Here is a 20,082-nt window from a genome sequence, read left to right on the forward strand (position 1 = left end):
CGACAGGTGAAATAAATCGGAAAAAAATTCTCATTTGCCAATTGCAATCGCTGCTCAGTTGAATATAATAATTATTATCATTCAGCATCAGAATGCGTTATGTCGTTATCGGTTTCCGCCTGGCTTCAGCACAAACTTGATGAATACCGTTTTTCGGTTCGCGATCTCACTGTCGATTTTTACCTGGCGCAGGCCAGACTTGACCGGGCTGAGTGTACCGTTCAGCAGTTACGTCAGTTCAATGATACCTGTCTGGATATGGCAGAACTTTGCCAACTGAACGGTGACGACCAGAGTTATTTGCATGCCATGGGTAAGCTTCATCACCGACTGGTCGTAGAAATGCAAAATCCCGACCGGGATCGGCTGTTTCGCATTCAGGCTTACCAGCTTGCAAGACTGTCACTGACCCGGCTATGCCACCAGCTGGCCATTACAGGTGAATGGGAACAGGCGACGGTGCTCCAGAGTAACTTTGTCAAACATGCAGGCTGGATATTCTAATCCAGCCTGCGGTTGACGTCTCCTGCCTTTTTACACCAGCTCAAGCAGAGCCTGAAGCGGATGGCGCATGCCATTGCCTTCAACACGTTTAACCTGGCTCCGGCAGGAAAAACCGGTTGCCAGACAGCGTTGACGCGGCAGCTTTTGCAACTGCGGATGCCATGAGAGCGCATATATGCCCAGCGAATTGTCCAGATTTTTGCTCTCGTGTCCGTAAGTGCCCGCCATGCCACAGCAGCCCACGTTGATGTTTTCCAGCTTTGCACCAAAACGTAAAAAAATCGCCTGCCACTGACCGGGTGTTGCAGGCAAGGCGGTGACTTCGGTGCAGTGCGCAAACAGATACCAGGCTTCGCCGCTGGCAATCTGGACGTCACGTTCCTGCACCGCATTCTGCAACCATTCATGCACCAACAGCACATTGAAATCGCCCCGCGCCTCCCCCAGCGTCTGGCGATATTCATCGCGATAACACAGGACCGTTGCGGGATCGATGCCAACCATTGGCATGCCCAGCCGGGCGACGCGATTGAGAAAATCGGCGGTTTTACTGGCCGTGCGGGCAAAGCGTTGTAAAAAGCCTTTAACGTGTTGTGCCTTACCGTTTGGCGAGAAGGGCAACAGAACAGGTTGATAGCCGAGTTTCTCAATCAGCCTGATAAAGTCGCTGACCAGCCGGGCCTCATAGAAGCTGGTAAAGGGATCCTGCACCACCAGCACCGTTTTCGCCCGCTGCGCCTCCGTCAGCCCTTCAAGCTGTTCCAGCGTCATCTGCATTGCCGGATGGCCGCTCAGCTGCTGTTTGAGAGTGGGTGAGGAAAGCAAGGGCAAATCCACCATGCCAATGTGCGTTTTGCTGAACGATGCGGCCCAGGGCTGTTTAAGGAAGAAGTTAAAGACCGTAGGCGCTTTTGCCATCACGGGCGCATAGCTTTCCACCGCGGCCACCAGATGATCGCTCAGGGGACGAAGATAGCGCGTATGATAAAGCTGCAAAAAACGCGAGCGGAAAGCCGGCACGTCAATTTTAATCGGGCACTGGGTTGAACAGGCCTTACAGGCCAGGCAGCCTGACATGGCGTCCTTCACTTCATGCGAAAAATCATATTCCCCTTTATTCGCATACCAGGTGTTCCGCATGCGGCCAACCAGCCCCCGCAACGACAACGTCTTCTCCGGCAGTTTTTTCTCCAGCATCACCGGATCCACGCCCTGCTCTGCCAGCAAGCGCAGCCATTCGCGTGTTAAGGTGGCGCGCCCTTTAGGTGAATGAATGCGGTTGCGCGTGATTTTCATCGAGGGGCACATCGGGCTGCGCACGTCGAAATTGAAGCACAAGCCATTACCGTTACATTCCATCGCGCCACGCCAGGTGTCACGCACCTGTACAGGAATCTGGCGGTCATAGCTGCCGCGTTTGGTGGCATCCACCTGCATCATCGCCGCATCGCTGTTGTAAGGCGTACAGATCTTGCCGGGGTTCAGCCGGTTATCGGGATCGAACGCCGCTTTGATACGGCGCAGTTCGTTGAAGAGGGTGTCCCCGAAGAAGGCCGGACTGTATTGCGCGCGAAAGCCCTTGCCATGTTCGCCCCACAGCAGACCGCCATAGCGCGCGGTCAGTTCGACCACCTCATCAGAAATCTGCTTCATCATCATTTCCTGATGCGGATCGCACATATCCAGCGCCGGACGGACATGGAGCACGCCCGCGTCCACATGGCCAAACATGCCGTAACTCAGGCCATGGCTGTCAAGAAGCGCACGGAACTCGACGATGTAGTCGGCAAGGTGTTCCGGCGGCACGGCCGTATCTTCGACAAACGGAATCGGCTTCGCCCGCCCTTTCGCATTGCCCAATAATCCCACCGCTTTTTTACGCATGTTATAAATGCGTTCGATGCTGTCCAGGTCGTTACAGCGTTGATAGCCAATGACGCCGCCTTCCTGCTGCGCGATCAGCGCATCAAGTCGGCTGCACAGTTGCGTCAGTTGCTGCTCAATTTTCGCTTCGTCATCCCCGGCAAACTCCACAATATTCAGCCCTGACATCGTTTTGTCGGGAACATCGGTGATCAGCGCTTTCACGGAGTGCCAGACGATGTCCTCCCGTGCCAGATTGAGCACTTTCGAGTCCACCGTTTCGACGGACAGAGCCTGCGCCTGTACCATCAGAGGCGCATTGCGCAAAGCAGAATCAAAGGAGTCGTATTTGATATTCACCACGCGCCGCACTTTAGGCAGGGGCGTAATGTCCAGCCGGGCTTCACTGATAAAGGCCAGCGTGCCTTCTGCGCCGCACAGCAGGCGCGTCAGGTCAAACGTTTGCATATCGTCGCTAAAGACATGACGCAAATCGTAGCCGGTCAGGAAGCGGTTCAGTTTGGGAAATTTTTCCAGAATCAGGTCACGCTGTTCGCTACATCGCCTCAGAACCTGCTGATAGATGCGGCCCTCTGGCGTGGGCGTTTGCGCCAGGCTTTCGGCCAGCGCCGTGGGCATGGGCCGGGTATCCAGAATATCGCCCCCCAGCAGGACCGCCCGCAACCCAAGAACATGATCAGAGGTTTTACCATACACCAGCGATCCCTGGCCGGAGGCATCGGTATTGATCATGCCGCCCAGCGTAGCACGGTTACTGGTCGACAACTCTGGCGAGAAAAAGTAACCAAACGGTTTCAGATACGCGTTAAGTTGATCTTTAACCACGCCCGCTTCTACACGCACCCATCCCTGTTCGGTGTTAACCTCCAGGATACGGTTCATGTAGCGGGACATATCCACAATAATGCCCTGATTCAGTGACTGGCCGTTAGTGCCGGTCCCGCCACCGCGCGGGGTGAAAACCAGACTCGAGAACGCCGGGTCCCCCGCTACGCGGGCAATCAGCGCGACATCAGCCGTCGAGCGCGGAAACAGCACCGCATCGGGCAGCAGCTGATAGATGCTGTTGTCGGTTGAGAGAGAAAGCCTGTCGGCATAACTGGTGGCGGTATCGCCGGTGAAGCCCTGTTCTTTGAGGGTTTCAAGGAATGTCAGCACCCGCTGGATAAGACCCGGTGCCTGAGAAATCTGTGGGATCATGATTCTGTGACCAAAGATGTTGTGTAGGTTTGCGTCTGTCGCGTGCGTTAATCTCCTGTTTTATCACATTTCTGTCAGCCCTGTCGTTTTTTCAGGAAAGGCTGAAACCATTTCTTTACAAGCCTGTTTAAACGCCCTCAAATAGCTCATGATGACGGGTCACTGTCATCCCCTGCGTTGACGGATCTCAAAGAGGTAATGCTTAAGATGAAAAGCCTGGAACGGCAGATAGACCTTCCCCAAATGTTGTTCACTCTGATATTCATTTTGCTGTTGATTGCCGCCTGCTTATGGGTGGTGCAACCTTTTATCCTCGGCTTCGCCTGGGCCAGCATGGTAGTGATTGCAACCTGGCCGTTGATGCTGAGAATTCAGCGACTGCTCTGGGGCCGGCGTTCTCTGGCCGTCATTGTGATGACCATTCTGCTTCTGCTGCTGTTTATTATTCCGGTTGCCCTGCTGGTGAACAGCCTGATTGATAACAGTGCTCCGGTAATTGCCTGGGCGACGCAGGGCCATATGCTGCCGACGCTGAGCTGGCTGAATGACATTCCTGTGGTCGGGGAAAAACTGTATGCCAGCTACCAGAAACTGGTGGCCGGCGGCGGTGCGGCCATCATGGCCAAGCTTCAGCCTTACGTCGGTCGTACAACAGGCTTCTTTGTTGCGCAGGCCGGACACTTTGGCCGGTTTATGATTCATCTGGCCGTGATGCTGCTGTTTAGCGTGCTGCTCTACTGGCGCGGTGAACAGGCGGCGCTGGGAATTCGCCATTTCGCTGTGCGCATGGCGGGCCGTCGCGGTGATGCCGCCGTTTTGCTGGCCGGGCAAGCCGTACGCGCGGTGGCGCTGGGCGTGGTGGTGACTGCGCTGGTACAGGGCGTGCTGGGCGGTATCGGGCTGGCCATCTCCGGCATTCCTTATGCGACCTTGCTGACCGTCCTGATGATCCTCTGCTGTCTGGTCCAGATTGGTCCCCTGCTGGTGCTGGTGCCCGCCATCGTTTATCTTTACTGGAGCGGCGATACGACCTGGGGCACGGTGCTGCTGGTGTGGAGCTGCGTCGTCGGAACACTGGACAATATTTTGCGTCCCGTGCTGATTCGTATGGGTGCCGACCTGCCGCTGATTCTGATTTTATCCGGTGTCATTGGCGGACTCATCGCGTTTGGCATGATCGGACTGTTTATCGGCCCCGTCGTGCTGGCCGTCTCCTATCGCCTGGTGTCCGTCTGGATGAATGAAGTGCCCAGACCACCGGTCGATCCGCTCAAAGCCCTGGACGAAAAGACGGATCAATAGGCCCTGTTCTGCATTTCATATGATTAGTAGTGGTTAAGTAGGCTGGCTGATTAAGATATCACCAGCCTTTTTTCCATTAGTAGTTTTTAAGATAAAACGCATATTTAGCGCTTTAAGCCCATTTTTCGGCCTGAAATGATTATTTTTCATACATAATAACTCTCCTCAACGCTCTTAATGATGGTCAAAATATTATTTCCTTTAAACTAATAAGAGGATTCTTAAAGACGCCAGCAAGCGGTATGAATAACATATTTAACAAGTTTGAAATCAACTCACTGATTTCTAAACACCCTTATTTCCCCTGAGTAGCGTAAAGAATTGCTGTGTGTAGTCTTTGCCCACCCCCTGTGATGGGCTTTTTTTTGCCTGTCGAAAAGGGGTTGCGCCCTCTTTTTACCGGTCAAGGCCGAAGAGCAACCTCGCCCCATATACGCTTTCCGCGCAAGTGATATCTCGACAACCGGAGCGGGTCAGCACTGATCAACCCCGTCTGTTTTTCCGCCGGGAATAAAAAAGCCAGCTTGCGCTGGCCTTAAAGTAACAGTGTAAACGTCGCGTCAGGCAGACTTATTCAGGGCCGCCAGGCTCAGCCACGTTTCCACGACGGTATCCGGGTTAAGTGACAAACTGTCGATGCCCTGCTCCATCAACCAGGCCGCAAAATCCTGATGATCCGAAGGCCCTTGTCCACAGATACCGACGTATTTACCCTGTTTTTTCGCCGCCTTGATCGCCATGGACAGTAAGGCTTTCACCGCCTCATTGCGTTCATCAAACAGGGCAGACACGACGCCGGAATCACGATCGAGCCCCAGCGCCAGCTGCGTCATGTCGTTCGAGCCAATGGAGAAGCCGTCAAAGTGCTGTAAAAACTGCTCCGCCAGCAGAGCATTTGACGGGATTTCACACATCATAATGACCTTCAGTCCGTTCTCACCCCGCTTCAGGCCCTGACGACCTAACTCTTCGACCACCGCCTGCGCCTGGTCCACCGTACGTACAAACGGCACCATGATCTCGACATTGGTCAGTCCCATGTCATTTCGCACCCGCTTCACCGCTTCACACTCAAGCGCAAAACAGTCGCGGAAGCTTTCTGACACGTAACGGCCAGCGCCGCGGAAGCCCAGCATGGGGTTCTCTTCTTCCGGTTCGTATCGTTCTCCGCCGACCAGATTGGCGTATTCATTGGTTTTGAAGTCGGACAATCGCACAATCACCCGTTTGGGTGCGAATGCCGCGCCAAGGGTAGCGATACCTTCAGTCAGGCGCGCAATGTAGAACTCGACGGGATCGTCAAAGCCTTTCATCAGCTGACGAATGTGTTGCTGCAACGCCGGCGGTTGTTGGTCAAACTCAAGCAGCGCTTTAGGATGCACACCGATCATGCGGTTGATGATGAACTCCAGGCGCGCCAGCCCAACCCCTTCATTGGGTAAGCAGGCAAAATCAAAGGCGCGATCCGGGTTACCCACGTTCATCATCACCTTCAGCGGCAGGTCCGGCATGGTATCGACCTGCGAACTGGTCACGTCAAAATCGAGCAGTTCGTCGTAAACATAGCCGGTATCGCCTTCCGCACAGGACACGGTCACGGTATGACCTTCTTTCAGGCGCTCGGTGGCATCGCCGCACCCGACCACCGCCGGAATTCCCAATTCACGCGCTATAATCGCGGCATGACAGGTACGCCCCCCGCGATTGGTGACAATAGCGGAGGCCTTTTTCATGATCGGTTCCCAGTCAGGATCGGTCATATCGGTCACCAGCACGTCACCTTTTTCGATACGGTTCATTTCGCTGATGTCATGAATCACCTTAACCGGCCCGGCACCAATGCGATGGCCAATTGCACGGCCTTCAATGACCACATTTCCCTGGCCTTGCAGGGTGTAACGCTCCATCACCTGACCATTTGAGCGCACGGTTTCCGGTCGCGCCTGCACGATGAACAGCTTGCCGGTATGCCCGTCTTTTGCCCATTCAATATCCATCGGGCGCTTATAGTGCTGCTCGATCAGTACCGCCTGCTGTGCCAGCGCCTGAACTTCGCTGTCGTTCAGGCAGAAGCGGTCGCGTTCCGTTTCCGGCACATCCTCGATTCGCACCTGCTCGCCGTGCTCACGTGAATCGGCATACACCATCCGCACTTTTTTCGAGCCCATGTTGCGGCGCACGATTGCCGGACGCTTCGCGGCCAGTGTGGGTTTATGCACGTAAAACTCATCCGGGTTGACAGCGCCCTGCACCACCATTTCGCCCAGCCCCAGCGCCGCCGTGATAAACACCACCTGATCAAAGCCAGATTCCGTATCAATGGTAAACATCACGCCTGATGCGGCCAGATCGGAACGGACCATACGCTGTATGCCTGCCGACAGGGCAACACCCCGGTGATCGTAGCCCTGATGAACACGGTAAGAGATGGCACGATCGTTAAACAGGGATGCGTAAACATGTTTCACCGCTACCATCACAGCTTCGATGCCCTGCACGTTCAGAAAGGTTTCCTGTTGTCCGGCAAAGGAGGCATCGGGCATATCTTCTGCGGTGGCCGAGGAGCGTACGGCAAAAGAGGCCTCGGCATCGTCTGCTGAGAGCTGTTCGTAGGCCGACAAAATGGCGGCTTCAAGTTCAGGCTGGAAGGGCGTTTCGACGACCCACTGACGAATCTGCTTACCTGCTTTCGCCAGTTGATCAACATCATCAATATTGGTGTCATCCAGCAATGCATAAATACGCTGGTTCAGACCGCTCTGCTCAAGAAACTGATTAAAGGCCCAGGAGGTGGTCGCGAAACCATTGGGTACCGAAACCCCCAGAGAGGACAAATTGGTAATCATCTCACCCAGAGACGCATTTTTGCCTCCTACCCGATCAACATCATGCATGCCAAGCTGGTTGTACCAGAGTACTAACGGCTGTTCGCCTTTATTGGACATTGAACTGATCCTTTATTAATGAATGGGCACATGGAAAATCCTGCTATTAACACAATCAGCCTGGCATAACGTTTTGGCAAACACGATCTGTTGAATCGTTAAAGCAGATTCTGCACGGCAGTTTCAGACTATAACCCGCTTTTTTAAGACGTTGCGCAAAGGATATTTTTTTATCACAACCTACTCATTTAAAAGTGTTTTTCATTTCAATGCCGCCTGAAGCGTCGTTTTTGTTGCGCAACAAGGCGGGTGGAAAAGGCAGCTTCAGGCGCGCTTTTCATGGCAAATCTGTGGCGGAGAAAAGGAATATTTTCTGTCGGTTATGCTAAAACTGTACGACAAATGGTTAAGCCAGACTTCACATGCCCCCGCTGGGATTCGCGCGCCTGAACTTAACCCTGCTCCGTCTTTTCACGACTTCCTTGCACGAGGCATGCTCCATGACCACCGACAGAAGCGTTTTTTATATCTCCGACGGCACTGCGATTACAGCCGAAGTGTTAGGCCACGCTGTGCTATCGCAGTTTCCCGTAAACACCAACAGTGTCACCCTGCCGTTCGTTGAGAATGTTCAGCGCGCGCAGGCGGTTAAAGCGCAGATCAATGCCCTTTTTCAGCAAAGCGGCGTGCGTCCACTGGTCTTTTTTTCTATCGTCACGCCGGAAGTGCGCGACATCATTCTGCAAAGTGACGGGTTTTGTCAGGACATTGTTCAGGCGCTGGTCGCTCCGCTTCAGCAGGAGCTTGGCCTCGCACCGGCACCGGTCGCACACCGAACGCACGGACTGGATGCCAGCAATCTGGGTAAATACGATGCGCGTATTGCGGCGATTGATTACACCCTGGCACATGATGACGGCATTTCACTGCGCGGCCTGGAAGACGCGCAGGTCATTCTGTTAGGCGTTTCCCGTTGTGGTAAAACCCCCACCAGCCTCTATCTGGCGATGCAGTTTGGTATTCGTGCCGCGAACTATCCGTTTATTGCCGATGATATGGATAACCTGAAACTGCCGCCCGCTCTGCGCCAGCATCAGCATAAACTGTTTGGCCTGACAATTGACCCGGAACGCCTGGCGGCCATACGTCAGGAACGCGCGGAAAATACCCGCTATGCTTCCCTGCGTCAGTGTCGACTGGAGGTGGGCGAAGTGGAAGCGCTGTTCCGTACCCACCAGATTCGCTATCTCAACAGTACCAACTATTCCGTGGAAGAGATCGCCACCAAGATCCTCGATATTATGGGCCTGACGCGCCGCATGTACTGATCCGCCGCCGGCAGCGCCCTGTAACGTGGCGCTGCCGTAATTTTGCCTGCCATTGTCACGTTGATGCTTGAATTCACAAGCTAATGGTTTATTGTGACCCTCATCACTTCCCGGTATTCCACCGCTGCGAAGAACACATTTAGAGAACACCATGAATAAAACTGACGAACTGCGCACGGCGCGCATTGGCAGCCTGATCTCTCCTGCCAGTCTGGCAGCTGAATATCCGCTTTCCTCCGACATGGCCGATAATATCACCGCAGCACGCAAGCGCATTGCGCGCATCCTCACGGGCGACGATCCCCGTCTGCTGGTCGTGATTGGTCCCTGCTCCCTGCATGACCCGGTGGCGGCTTTAGACTATGCCCGGCGTTTAAATGCGCTGCGCGAGCAGTATCAGGACCGGCTGGAAATCGTGATGCGGGCCTATTTTGAAAAGCCACGTACGGTGGTCGGCTGGAAAGGCCTGATCTCCGATCCGGATCTGGACGGTAGCTTTGATGTGAACCGCGGCATCGGCATTGCCCGTAAACTACTGATTGATATCAACGCACTCGGCTTACCCACAGCAACGGAATTTCTGGATATGGTGATCGGGCAGTTTATTGCCGATCTGATCAGTTGGGGGGCCATTGGAGCCCGCACCACTGAAAGCCAGATCCATCGTGAAATGGCCTCTGCGCTCTCCTGTCCTGTCGGCTTCAAAAACGGCACCGATGGCAATGTGCGTATTGCTGTGGATGCCATTCGCGCTGCCCGAACCAGCCATATGTTCCTGTCGCCGGATAAACAGGGGCAGATGACCATTTACCAGACCAGCGGCAACCCGCACGGCCATGTGATTTTACGTGGCGGTAAACAGCCCAATTATCATGCCACCGATGTCGCCGAGGCGACTGCCTGCCTGAATGAATTCGGCTTAGCGCCACAGCTGGTGATTGATTTCAGCCACGGCAACTGCCTGAAACAGCATCGTCGTCAGCGCGACGTTGCTGCTGATGTGGCTGAACAGATCAAAGGAGGTTCACGCGCGGTAGCGGGCGTGATGATCGAAAGTTTTATCGAAGAAGGCAATCAGAAAGTGGTGAGCGGTGAGCCCCTGACGTACGGTCAGTCCATCACCGATCCCTGCCTCAACTGGCAAGACAGCGAAGCTGTACTGGCCCTGTTAGCTGAGGCAGTTTCTCACCGTTTATAACTTAGCTGGAACAACTGACTTCCAGTGATTTGCCCCAGTCCGGCGGCCGTTGACGATACTCAGCGGCCGTCGCGTCACTGAAGGGCTGCTGAAGCGCCTGATGTAAACGGGCCAGCGCCCCGCTCTCACCCTGCTCCGCCGCCTCGATCGCCTGCTGTGCCAGATAATTTCGCAAGACCAGCGCCGGATTGGCCGCTTTCATCACCTGTTGGCGCGTCGCATCGCTGACCTGCTCCTGCAACAAACGGGTGCGGTAATCCTGATACCAGCGATCAAAGGCAGCGCGATCGATAAATTCATCCCGTAACGGCGATCGCTGTTCTGACTGCTGCGTTTCACTGAGCAGGCGGAACGTCAGCGTATAATCGCGCCGTTCCTGACTCATTAAGCTGAGCAGACCGGTCAGAATCGCGTTATCCCCTGCCTCTTCGGTCAGAAAGCCCAGTTTCGCCCGCATCCGCTGGCCCCAGACGCGCATCAGTTCGTTTTCATAACCGCTCAGCGCCTGCTTTAGCTGCTCTGTACTGAGTAATCCTGAGAGGGCATGCGCCAGACGATTAAGATTCCACAGACCGATCATCGGCTGATTCTCGAAGCTGTAGCGCCCCTGGTAATCACTGTGATTACAGATAAAGTCCGGCTGGTAGTCATCCAGAAAACCGTAAGGACCGTAATCCATCGTCAGGCCAAGGATCGACATGTTGTCGGTATTCATCACACCATGCGCAAAGCCCACGCTCTGCCACTGCGCAATCAGGCGTGCTGTGCGCAGGACGATATCGGCGAACCACAGATAATAACGGTCGGCGTCCTCCGTCAGATGCGGCCAGTGATGACGAATGGCATACTCCGCCAGCTGTTTGACCTTGTCAGGCTGCTGGCTGTAAAAGAAGTGTTCGAAATGGCCAAAGCGCAGATGACTCGGCGCGATCCGCATCAGCATTGCACCGCGCTCAGCGGTTTCACGGTAAACCGGCTCATCGCTGATGGCTATCGTTAACGCGCGCGTGGTCGGGATCCCCAGATGGTGCAGCGCCTCCGAGGCCAGAAACTCACGCACCGTCGAGCGCACCACAGCACGACCATCGCCCATGCGCGAATACGGCGTCAGCCCTGCTCCTTTTAAATGCCAGTCGAGACGGCTGCCGTCTTGCTGGCGCTGCTCACCCAGCAGAATGCCGCGCCCGTCACCCAGCTGACCTGCCCAGACGCCGAACTGATGGCCACTGTATACCTGCGCCAGCGGTTGCATACCCGGCAACAGGCTTTGTTGAATAAATGGATTTTATGCTGTGGTACTATGAAAACGGTTGTTTCAGATAACATAAAATCAATGCGTTACATGCTTGCGTATGACGGTGTTCTGTCTGGCATCAGCGTTTTCTACCAAAACAGTGCAGACAAAACAGAATGATTACCTATTATTCAACAAAGCCCCGGCAACAGTGACGCACCGTACCAGACACCGTGCCCCTGCCCGGTAAACAGATCGCTCTCCAGCGCCATTTCGTGCGCCAGCGGACCGTTGTGATATAACAGTCTGCCACCGGCAAGCGGGGTGAGATGTAAGGCGGTATAAGTACCCGAAAGCTCTCGAAACCAGCTGTTGTCAAAGACCATGTCTACTCCCAAACGACACCGGGTATCGTATGATAAAACCCACAGTGTAGCGTTGATAGCCGGGATTAAACAGGCGACAGTCGTGCAAATATCAGGGAGAGTGCAGGAATTGCTCGGAGTAGATCAAGGACTCAAACGCATCAGATTTCACCACCGGGAACAAGGCCCCCTGCAGATGCACATTACTTAGATGGCTAACTTTATCCAGTAAAATTTCGTCATCTACGCCACAAATAATCATCCGATCGCAATGGCTACGGAAATTATCAATGATGCTTTGCATAAATGGTAAAAAAGAAGCACGTTTAGCAAGCGACTGAATAAAGTGTTTATCCAGCCTGATACAGCTAAACAGATTATCGTAAACGGCAGTCGTCGACGATTTCCCCGCGCCAAAATGCGACAGAGACAATTTAAACTCACCATATAACGCCGCGAGAAGCGGATTATTTTTTCCCAAATGGAGCGAGAGAAACGTTTCGCTGATATCCAACCTTAAAAAGGGCAGTTGTTTTATTTTACGCGTCAGAAACTCACTTTCTAGCAGGGTGCTTGCCATGCCCTCGTCTGTGGGCATAAAGGCCAGCAGATTGTGCGTTTCGAAAAAGGTCTGATGCTTTTCCAGTAACGAAACCTGCCGCTGCAGCAGGCGCAGGCGCTGTGTCTCATCAAGCTGCGGCAACAGAACATCCTGCGGCAACGTGATAGGCGCACTTTCGTGGACGAACTGGGTAGCCAGCTCAATAGCGGTTAAGTGCCCTTCCTGGGAACAGGCGGCATAAAACCAAATTTCCGACTCATAGTCGGCCGACAGATGAATTTTCATTTTACAGCCAGTATATGTGGCGATAGTGCATCGTATATGATTAAAAACTTTCTGGCAATAGTAGCAAAGGACTGATGAGATAGATATTTTTAGGCCATTACTGGCTTTAGTTTTAAGAAAATAAACTTTAAGCCAAATAATTTTTGGGACAATTCTGTAAAGTATGAAAAAGATTCCCGCTCCCAATGTTATAAATAAAATGAGTTGGTTAAAGCCAAATTAGGAATATTTTTTAGATCCGGTCATTTTCTGAATTAATCCGCACTAACCGGGCGGGCTTAGGTTGACAAATTATATGCGTCGCGCCTGCCAAAACACTTTCCGCCAGTAGACATTATCCAGCGAGGACCGAATGACGCCCTGACTGGTTGAAGCATGGATGAAGGCGTTATCCGTGTCGTAAATGCCCACATGTAAGCCATTTTCGCCACTGCCGGTCCTGAAGAACACCAGGTCGCCGGGCAAAAGGTCCTCTTTGCTGATGCGCGTGCCGATATCACTCTGGGCGGCGGTACTGCGTGGGAGCTGCAAATCAAACTTATCCCGAAATGTCAGATAGACAAAACCCGAGCAGTCAACGACCTTGCGGCTCATGCCACCATAGCGATACGGTGTTCCCCGCCAGCTCCCCAGTTGATCGTTGAGCTGCGCGATAACGGTAATGGAGTCAGAGAGGCGACCATTGACGGGCGGTGCACGATGGCTACAGCCCACCAACAGTAACACCACGAACAGCAACCCCATGCGCATCACAGCTCATCCTTAATCAGTTATAACGGGGTAAATGTAGCGGCAAAGCCCGCTACGTGGCAAGTCTCAGGGTAAAACCGTTAGCAGCGGACGGCCTTCCAGGGTGAGTTGTCGGAAAGGGATACCGTAGAGTGGCGTGAGCTGTTCCGGGCGCAGGACCTCACAGGGTTTGCCCTGTGCCACAACCGCGCCCTGATGCAACAGCCAGACCCGATCGGCATGCCACAGGCTGTGGTTAAGGTCATGGCTGCTGGCAATCACACAAACCCCTGCACGACAGAGTTCCTGAATCAGATTATCGACAGCGTGTTGCTGCGCCACATCCAGCGCCGTCATGGGTTCGTCAAGAATCAGCAGTTTACCGTCCGCATTAATCTGCGGATCGATTTGTGCCATGACCGCACAGAGCCGGACGCGCTGCCATTCGCCCCCGGAAAGCTGATTCAGCGGTCGGGAGAGTTTTTCTGCCAACTGCAGCCGGGCGAGTAAGCTCATTAACCGCGCATCATTGTGTGGCCCTGAAGACGCCAGATGCAAACGAAGATAGTGATAAACCGGCATCATGCCGGGTGGCAGCTGCTGTTGAGGCAGCCAGCCGCGCACCCGGGCCAGCGCCGGTCCGGGCCAGTCAGCCAGCGCTTTATCCTGTAAAGTCATCTGACCGGTTATCGGCTCCAGACCGGCCAGCGCGGACAACAAGGTGCTTTTGCCCGCGCCATTCGGCCCCACCAGATGGATCAGATGCCCGGCATGAAGCGCACCGCTCACCGGTTGCAGCCGTCCGGCAACGGCGACCGCTTGCAGGCTGAGTAACACCTATTTCGCCAGCGCGACCTTAATCGTTTCCAGAATAATCGGGTCTTCTGGCGACATATCGGGCGAGAAACGCTGGATCACGCTGCCGTCACGTCCAATCAGGAATTTTTCAAAATTCCACAAAATATCCCCTGGCGCTTTTGGTGCCCGGCCTTTACTGACCATACGCTCATAAAAGCCACTTTCTTCCGGCCGAACGGCATCCGGTTTTGCGGCCACCAGCTGCGCATAAAGCGGATGACGATGTTCACCATTCACCTCACATTTTTCGAACAGAGGAAAGGTCACACCGTAGGTGGTGCTGCAAAACGTCTTGATTTCTTCGCTGGTGCCGGGTTCCTGCTCCAGGAACTGATTGCACGGAAAACCCAGTACACTGAAGCCCTATGGATATTTTCCAGTGCTTCGTATTGCGGCGTTAAACCACATTTCGAGGCCACGTTCACCACCAGCAGGACGTTGCCCTGCCAGGCAGACAGCGTGGTTTTCTCACCATCCAGCGTAACCAGTTCAGTTTGATAAATGCTCATACGGGGTTCCTGTGGTTAAGACTTGTTTGTCAGCGCAGGCTGACGTGTCGATTTGACTAACAGAACGATAAACAATGGCTCACCCAGCGTGGCCGTGACCACGCCAACAGGCAACTCAGCCGAGGCCAGTGCCAGACGGGCAATAATATCTGCCCCCAACAGTACGCTGGCCCCTGCCAGCGCGGAGGCCGGCAGCAACGCACGATGATCGTGCAATCCCACCAGGCGTAACAGATGAGGAATGACCAGCCCGACAAATCCTATCGCCCCGGCCAGCGCAACGCTTACCCCGACCAGCCAGCCCATGGCCAGCACCAGCAGATTACGCCAGCAGACCAGAGACAGTCCCAACTGGCGCGCGGAGGTCTCACCGAGGGCCAACAGATTGAGCGCGCGGGCCGCCGTCATGCTGGCCAGAATCACCGGCAATAACGCCAGCATCATCCAGCCATAACGCCGGTCGATGCCGCTGAATCCGCCCATCATCCAGTACATCAGTTGGCGCAAATCGAGGCTGCTGCTGAAATACACCGCCCATGTCATCATCGCGCTGCAAATCATGCCCAACGCTACGCCGGTGAGCAACAAACGGCTGACGGATAAATGGCGGTGGGCAAAGTGCAACAGAATCAGCGTAATCACCAACGCGCCCGCTATCGCCGAAAGCGAGAGGCTCCATAATGCGCCACCGCTGAACAGCACGCCCGCCACCAGGCCAATGCCTGCCCCGCTGGACACCCCCAGCAGGCCGGGCTCGGCCAGCGGATTGGTAAACAGCGCCTGCATCATCACCCCGCTCAACGCCAGCGCCGCCCCCACCAGCATCACCGCGACGGTACGGGGTAAACGTAACTGGCCGACAAACAGCCTGCCGCTCTCACTCCACCATGCGGCAGGCCCTATCCAGCGCTCGCCTGCACACAGGCTGACCGTAAAAAGCGCCAGCAGCAGCAGACTCAGGCCCATCAGCCATTTTTGATTTTGCCGTGTGCTGTGCCGTGCAAGTTGTTCAAGCTGGAACATAAGCGGAATTGATCTGGGTAACAGAGAATTGATTGTAAAAGGATTGCGAAAAAAAGAAATGAAAAAGGCCGCTTGCGCGGCCTTTTTAAAACACTGGGATCAGTCACTGTCTTTGGGTGTGGCGTTCTCAACGCGACTTTTAAGCTTCTGCCCTGGACGGAAGGTGACTACGCGACGTGCAGTAATCGGAATATCCTCTCCCGTTTTTGGGTTTCTGCCCGGACGTTGGTTTTTGTCACGCAGATCAAAATTACCAAACCCCGACAGTTTAACCTGTTCTCCATTTTCCAAAGCGCGGCGAACCTCTTCGAAAAACAGCTCCACTAACTCTTTTGCATCACGTTTGCTCAGCCCGAGTTTCTCAAACAGGTATTCTGACATCTCAGCTTTTGTAAGCGCCATAGGTTCAATCCCTCAAGGTTGCCTGGAATCGCTCTTTTAATGCCGCAACGCATTTGGCAACCGTCGCGGCAATCTCCTCTTCTTCGAGTGTCCGGCTGGTATCCTGCAAAATCAGGCTGATTGCGAGGCTCTTATAGCCCTCGGAAACACCCTTACCTCGGTACACGTCAAACAAGTTTACGCCAACTACCTGATTTACGCCAACTTTCTTACACTCTGCGATGATATCTGCTGCGGGCACGTTTTCCGCCACAACAACGGCGATATCTCGGCGGTTTGCCGGGAAGCGCGAAATCTCTTGCGCATCAGGCAGGACGCGGTCTGCGACCTTATTCCAAAGCAGTTCAAAGACTAAGGTGCGACCGTTGAGATCCAGCTTACGTTCAAGTTCGGGATGAACCACTCCGATAAATCCGATTCGTTCATCATGCAAATAAATTGCCGCACTTTGTCCCGGATGTAACGCCGGATTCGCTTCTGCACGGAAAGTGATGGCGTCGAGCTTACCGGTTAAATCCAGTAATGACTCTAAATCGCCTTTCAAATCATAGAAGTCAACCGCCTGGCGCGCCAGATCCCAGTGCTCTTCGAAGCGATTGCCACTCAGTACGCCGGCCAGCATCAAATCCTGACGGATACCTAAATCTGCCTGTGTATCAGGCACAAAACGCAGACCGCTCTCAAACAGGCGCACGCGGCTCTGCTGACGATTCTGGTTATAGACCACGGCGCTCAGCAAACCGGTCCACAGCGACAGACGCATGGTGGACATATCGCTGGAAATCGGGCTTGGCAGCAGCAATGCCTCTTCGCCGGGATGCAGCAACTGCTGGACTTTTGGATCCACGAAGCTGTAGGTAATGGCCTCCTGATAGCCTTTATCCACCAGCAGCATCTTCGCGCGTTTCAGCGACAGGTTGGCTTCACGGTGCTTCGTCATTACCAGCCCGGCCTGCACCGGCACGTTCGGGATATTGTTGTAACCGTAGATGCGCGCAATCTCTTCCACCAGGTCTTCTTCGATAGCCATATCGAAGCGCCAGGTCGGTGCGACCGCCTGCCATTCCTGACTGCCTACGCTCACCTCACAACCGAGGCGGGTCAGAATGTCGGTCACCTGGGCATCGCTGACCACATGACCGATTAAGCGATCCAGCTTCTCACGACGTAAGGTGATAGTGGCAGGCACCGGCAACGCGGCCTCTACCGTCTGATCGATAACCGGACCGGCTTCGCCGCCACAGATGCTCAGCAGCAGCTGAGTCGCCCGCGCGATCGCCTTGTGCTGCAGCGCCGAATCCACGCCACGCTCGTAACGATGTGAAGCATCCGTATGCAAACCATGACGACGCGCCCGGCCGGTAATCGCCAGCGGCTCAAACCAGGCGCATTCCAGTAAAATATTTTGCGTTTCGGTGTTTACGCCGGAATGCTCACCGCCAAAAATGCCGCCCATCGCCAGCGCTTTCTGGTGGTCAGCAATGACCAGCGTATCGCTGCTGAGTCTGGCTTCTGTACCGTCCAGCAGCGTGAGTGCTTCGCCCTCTTCTGCCATGCGCACCACGATCCCGCCGTCAAGACGATCCAGATCGAAGGCGTGCATCGGCTGACCCAGCTCCAGCAGCACGTAGTTGGTGATATCCACGACCGGATCGATAGAGCGAATACCGCAGCGGCGCAGTTTCTCTCTCATCCACAGCGGCGTTGCTGCGGCAACGTTCACGCCTTTGACCACCCGGCCTAAATAGCGAGGACAGGCATCGGTCGCGTCAACGCGAATCGGGAAGGTATCGGGAATCGTGGCAGTGACCGGCTCGATGGCGGGCGCATTTAGCGGCAGGCCGTTCAGGACCGCAACATCCCGAGCGATGCCCATGATGCCCAGACAGTCAGCGCGGTTAGGCGTCACGCTGATTTCGATGGTGTTGTCATCTAACTGCAGATAGTCACGGATATCGGTGCCCACAGGCGCATCGGCAGGCAGTTCAATAATGCCATTGTGATCATCGGAAATACCCAGCTCCGAGAACGAGCACAGCATGCCTTCCGAGGGTTCACCACGCAGCTTTGCGGCTTTGATTTTGAAATCGCCAGGCAGAACGGCACCCACGGTGGCGACGGCTACTTTCAGGCCCTGACGACAGTTCGGCGCACCGCACACGATGTCCAGCAGACGATCGCCCCCGGTGTTGATTTTGGTCACACGCAGCTTGTCGGCATTCGGGTGTTGACCGCACTCTACGACCTCACCGACCACCACGCCATGAAACGCGCCAGCCACTGGCTCAACGCCATCCACTTCCAGACCCGCCATGGTGATTTGTTCTGACAGCGCTGCGCTGTCAAGGGCTGGATTTACCCATTCGCGTAACCAGAGTTCACTGAATTTCATTGGATAACCTGCCCTTACTTAAATTGTTTGAGGAAACGTAAATCATTTTCGAAGAATGCGCGTAAATCGGTCACGCCGTAACGCAGCATGGTCAGACGCTCCATGCCCATACCAAAGGCGAAGCCCGAGTAGACTTCCGGATCGATACCGACGTTGCGCAGCACGTTAGGATGCACCATGCCGCAGCCCAGCACTTCCAGCCACTTGCCGTTTTTCCCCATCACATCCACTTCCGCAGACGGTTCGGTGAACGGGAAGTAAGACGGACGGAAACGGATCTGCAAATCTTCCTCAAAGAAGTTGTTCAGGAAATCGTGCAGCGTGCCTTTCAGGTTGGTGAAGTTGATGTTCTTATCGACGATCAGGCCTTCCATCTGGTGGAACATCGGCGTGTGCGTCTGATCGTAGTCGTTACGGTACACGCGGCCCGGGGCGATAATGCGCAGCGGCGGCTGCTGGTTTTTCATCGTGCGGATCTGTACGCCGGATGTCTGCGTACGCAGCAGGCGAGTGGCATCGAACCAGAAGGTGTCGTGATCGGCACGTGCCGGGTGATGGCCGGGGATATTCAGCGCGTCAAAGTTATGGTAATCGTCTTCAATTTCCGGGCCGGTCACCACCGCAAAGCCCAGTTCACCAAAGAAGGTTTCGATGCGATCGATAGTACGGGTAACCGGATGCAGTCCACCGTTTTCGATACGGCGTCCCGGCAGCGAGACATCGATGGTTTCCGCCGCCAGACGGGCGTTGAGCGCCGCCGACTCCATCGCTTCTTTGCGGGCATTCAGACGATCTGTCACCTGCTGTTTGGCTTCGTTAATCACGGCACCGGCTTCTGGACGCTCTTCTGCTGGCAGCTCACGCAACGTGGTCATCTGCAAAGTCAGATGCCCTTTTTTCCCCAGATATTCGACGCGCACCGCGTCAAGGGCGGCGATATCGGTCGCCCCGTCGATGGCCGCCGTGGCGTTCGCCACCAGTTCTGCTAGTTGGGACATGTTTTCCTCTTTTTCCAGTCAGGCTGGTTAGTACTTGTTGGGACCTGCCGGTCCAATATGCCAGCGCCAAAAATAAAAAAGCCTCCACGTGGGAGGCTTTCAGCGCGATTTTTCGTTTCTTTTCTTATGCGCAAAAGCCCCTGATTGTCAGGCGCTAAAGTAAAAAAAGAAACGGAAAATAGCAGCATTCATGCTTGCGTTACCTTGTCGTGATACTCAACGGCACTATTGAAAAGCGCAGAGGCGAAAAAGTCAATCTTTTTCTCAGGTTACAGGTAATAAAAAAGGGAGCAAGCTCCTGACGAATCCCCACAAAAATGAGACAGACATAGCAAGATGTGATCTACTGATTCTTCCACAAATTCAATGGGATCACCGCTATGCCTGCCCGTAAAGTATGTCAGAATTTTTTTCAGGATGCTCT

15 protein-coding genes, 1 other RNA gene, 2 pseudogenes and 1 other annotated feature are annotated in these 20,082 nt (G+C 54.4%); of the genes and pseudogenes, 5 read left to right on the forward strand and 13 right to left on the reverse strand.

Features of this window, described 5'->3' with window-relative positions:
- Positions 1-99 precede the first annotated feature (99 nt).
- Positions 100-504: a hypothetical protein gene (locus F7Q90_RS13880; RefSeq protein WP_006118970.1), complete on the forward strand. Its 405-nt coding sequence runs from the start codon at positions 100-102 to the stop codon at positions 502-504.
- 30 nt (positions 505-534) lie between these two features.
- On the opposite strand, the gene ydiJ is transcribed toward F7Q90_RS13880, so the two are convergent.
- Complete coding sequence (gene ydiJ / locus F7Q90_RS13885) at positions 535-3,588, reverse strand: D-2-hydroxyglutarate dehydrogenase YdiJ (protein ID WP_006118969.1); 3,054 nt, start codon at positions 3,586-3,588, stop codon at positions 535-537.
- A 207-nt stretch (positions 3,589-3,795) separates the two neighbouring features.
- Here ydiJ and ydiK point away from each other — a divergent pair, with 207 nt between their 5' ends.
- Together ydiK and rprA are read left to right on the forward strand one after the other, a co-directional pair.
- Entirely contained in the window at positions 3,796-4,890 is a 1,095-nt protein-coding gene (ydiK, locus tag F7Q90_RS13890; protein ID WP_006118968.1) for an AI-2E family transporter YdiK, read from the forward strand.
- 259 nt (positions 4,891-5,149) lie between these two features.
- Positions 5,150-5,259, forward strand: an RNA gene (gene rprA / locus F7Q90_RS28135) — antisense sRNA RprA.
- 191 nt (positions 5,260-5,450) lie between these two features.
- On the opposite strand, the gene ppsA is transcribed toward rprA, so the two are convergent.
- Complete coding sequence (ppsA, locus tag F7Q90_RS13895) at positions 5,451-7,835, reverse strand: phosphoenolpyruvate synthase (RefSeq protein WP_033741141.1); 2,385 nt, start codon at positions 7,833-7,835, stop codon at positions 5,451-5,453.
- A gap of 440 nt (positions 7,836-8,275) precedes the next feature.
- On the opposite strand from ppsA, the gene ppsR reads away from it, so the two are divergent.
- Positions 8,276-9,103, forward strand: a complete 828-nt coding sequence (gene ppsR / locus F7Q90_RS13900; protein WP_006118966.1) for a posphoenolpyruvate synthetase regulatory kinase/phosphorylase PpsR — start codon at positions 8,276-8,278, stop codon at positions 9,101-9,103.
- Between the two features lie 151 nt (positions 9,104-9,254).
- Positions 9,255-10,301, forward strand: a complete 1,047-nt coding sequence (locus F7Q90_RS13905; protein WP_006118965.1) for a 3-deoxy-7-phosphoheptulonate synthase — start codon at positions 9,255-9,257, stop codon at positions 10,299-10,301.
- 1 nt (position 10,302) lies between these two features.
- On the opposite strand, the pseudogene F7Q90_RS13910 reads toward F7Q90_RS13905, so the two are convergent.
- The 11 genes and pseudogenes from F7Q90_RS13910 to pheM all read right to left on the reverse strand — a co-directional run.
- Positions 10,303-11,571, reverse strand: a pseudogene (locus tag F7Q90_RS13910) (protein adenylyltransferase SelO); the annotation flags it as partial.
- Between the two features lie 155 nt (positions 11,572-11,726).
- Positions 11,727-11,921: a hypothetical protein gene (locus F7Q90_RS13915; protein WP_044241935.1), complete on the reverse strand. Its 195-nt coding sequence runs from the start codon at positions 11,919-11,921 to the stop codon at positions 11,727-11,729.
- A gap of 91 nt (positions 11,922-12,012) precedes the next feature.
- Positions 12,013-12,747: an EAL domain-containing protein gene (locus tag F7Q90_RS13920; protein ID WP_006118964.1), complete on the reverse strand. Its 735-nt coding sequence runs from the start codon at positions 12,745-12,747 to the stop codon at positions 12,013-12,015.
- Between the two features lie 291 nt (positions 12,748-13,038).
- Positions 13,039-13,497, reverse strand: coding sequence for an NlpC/P60 family protein (locus F7Q90_RS13925; protein ID WP_006118963.1), 459 nt, complete (start codon positions 13,495-13,497; stop codon positions 13,039-13,041).
- A gap of 66 nt (positions 13,498-13,563) precedes the next feature.
- Positions 13,564-14,313: a vitamin B12 ABC transporter ATP-binding protein BtuD gene (btuD, locus tag F7Q90_RS13930; protein WP_006118962.1), complete on the reverse strand. Its 750-nt coding sequence runs from the start codon at positions 14,311-14,313 to the stop codon at positions 13,564-13,566.
- A pseudogene (locus F7Q90_RS13935) lies at positions 14,314-14,843 on the reverse strand (glutathione peroxidase). It abuts the gene before it with no gap.
- A gap of 15 nt (positions 14,844-14,858) precedes the next feature.
- Entirely contained in the window at positions 14,859-15,866 is a 1,008-nt protein-coding gene (gene btuC, locus F7Q90_RS13940) for a vitamin B12 ABC transporter permease BtuC (RefSeq protein WP_006118961.1), read from the reverse strand.
- 99 nt (positions 15,867-15,965) lie between these two features.
- Entirely contained in the window at positions 15,966-16,268 is a 303-nt protein-coding gene (ihfA, locus tag F7Q90_RS13945) for an integration host factor subunit alpha (RefSeq protein ID WP_006118960.1), read from the reverse strand.
- A 4-nt stretch (positions 16,269-16,272) separates the two neighbouring features.
- The gene (gene pheT / locus F7Q90_RS13950; protein WP_006118959.1) at positions 16,273-18,660 is read right to left on the reverse strand and encodes a phenylalanine--tRNA ligase subunit beta; all 2,388 of its coding nucleotides are present in this window, start codon (positions 18,658-18,660) and stop codon (positions 16,273-16,275) included.
- A gap of 14 nt (positions 18,661-18,674) precedes the next feature.
- Positions 18,675-19,658: a phenylalanine--tRNA ligase subunit alpha gene (gene pheS / locus F7Q90_RS13955; protein ID WP_006118958.1), complete on the reverse strand. Its 984-nt coding sequence runs from the start codon at positions 19,656-19,658 to the stop codon at positions 18,675-18,677.
- 71 nt (positions 19,659-19,729) lie between these two features.
- Positions 19,730-19,855: a sequence feature (Phe leader region), on the reverse strand.
- Positions 19,806-19,850: a pheST operon leader peptide PheM gene (gene pheM, locus F7Q90_RS13960; RefSeq protein ID WP_106120997.1), complete on the reverse strand. Its 45-nt coding sequence runs from the start codon at positions 19,848-19,850 to the stop codon at positions 19,806-19,808. (Overlaps the previous feature by 45 nt.)
- Positions 19,856-20,082: the final 227 nt, after the last annotated feature.

The organism is Pantoea stewartii subsp. stewartii, from assembly GCF_008801695.1.
Lineage (GTDB): Bacteria > Pseudomonadota > Gammaproteobacteria > Enterobacterales > Enterobacteriaceae > Pantoea > Pantoea stewartii.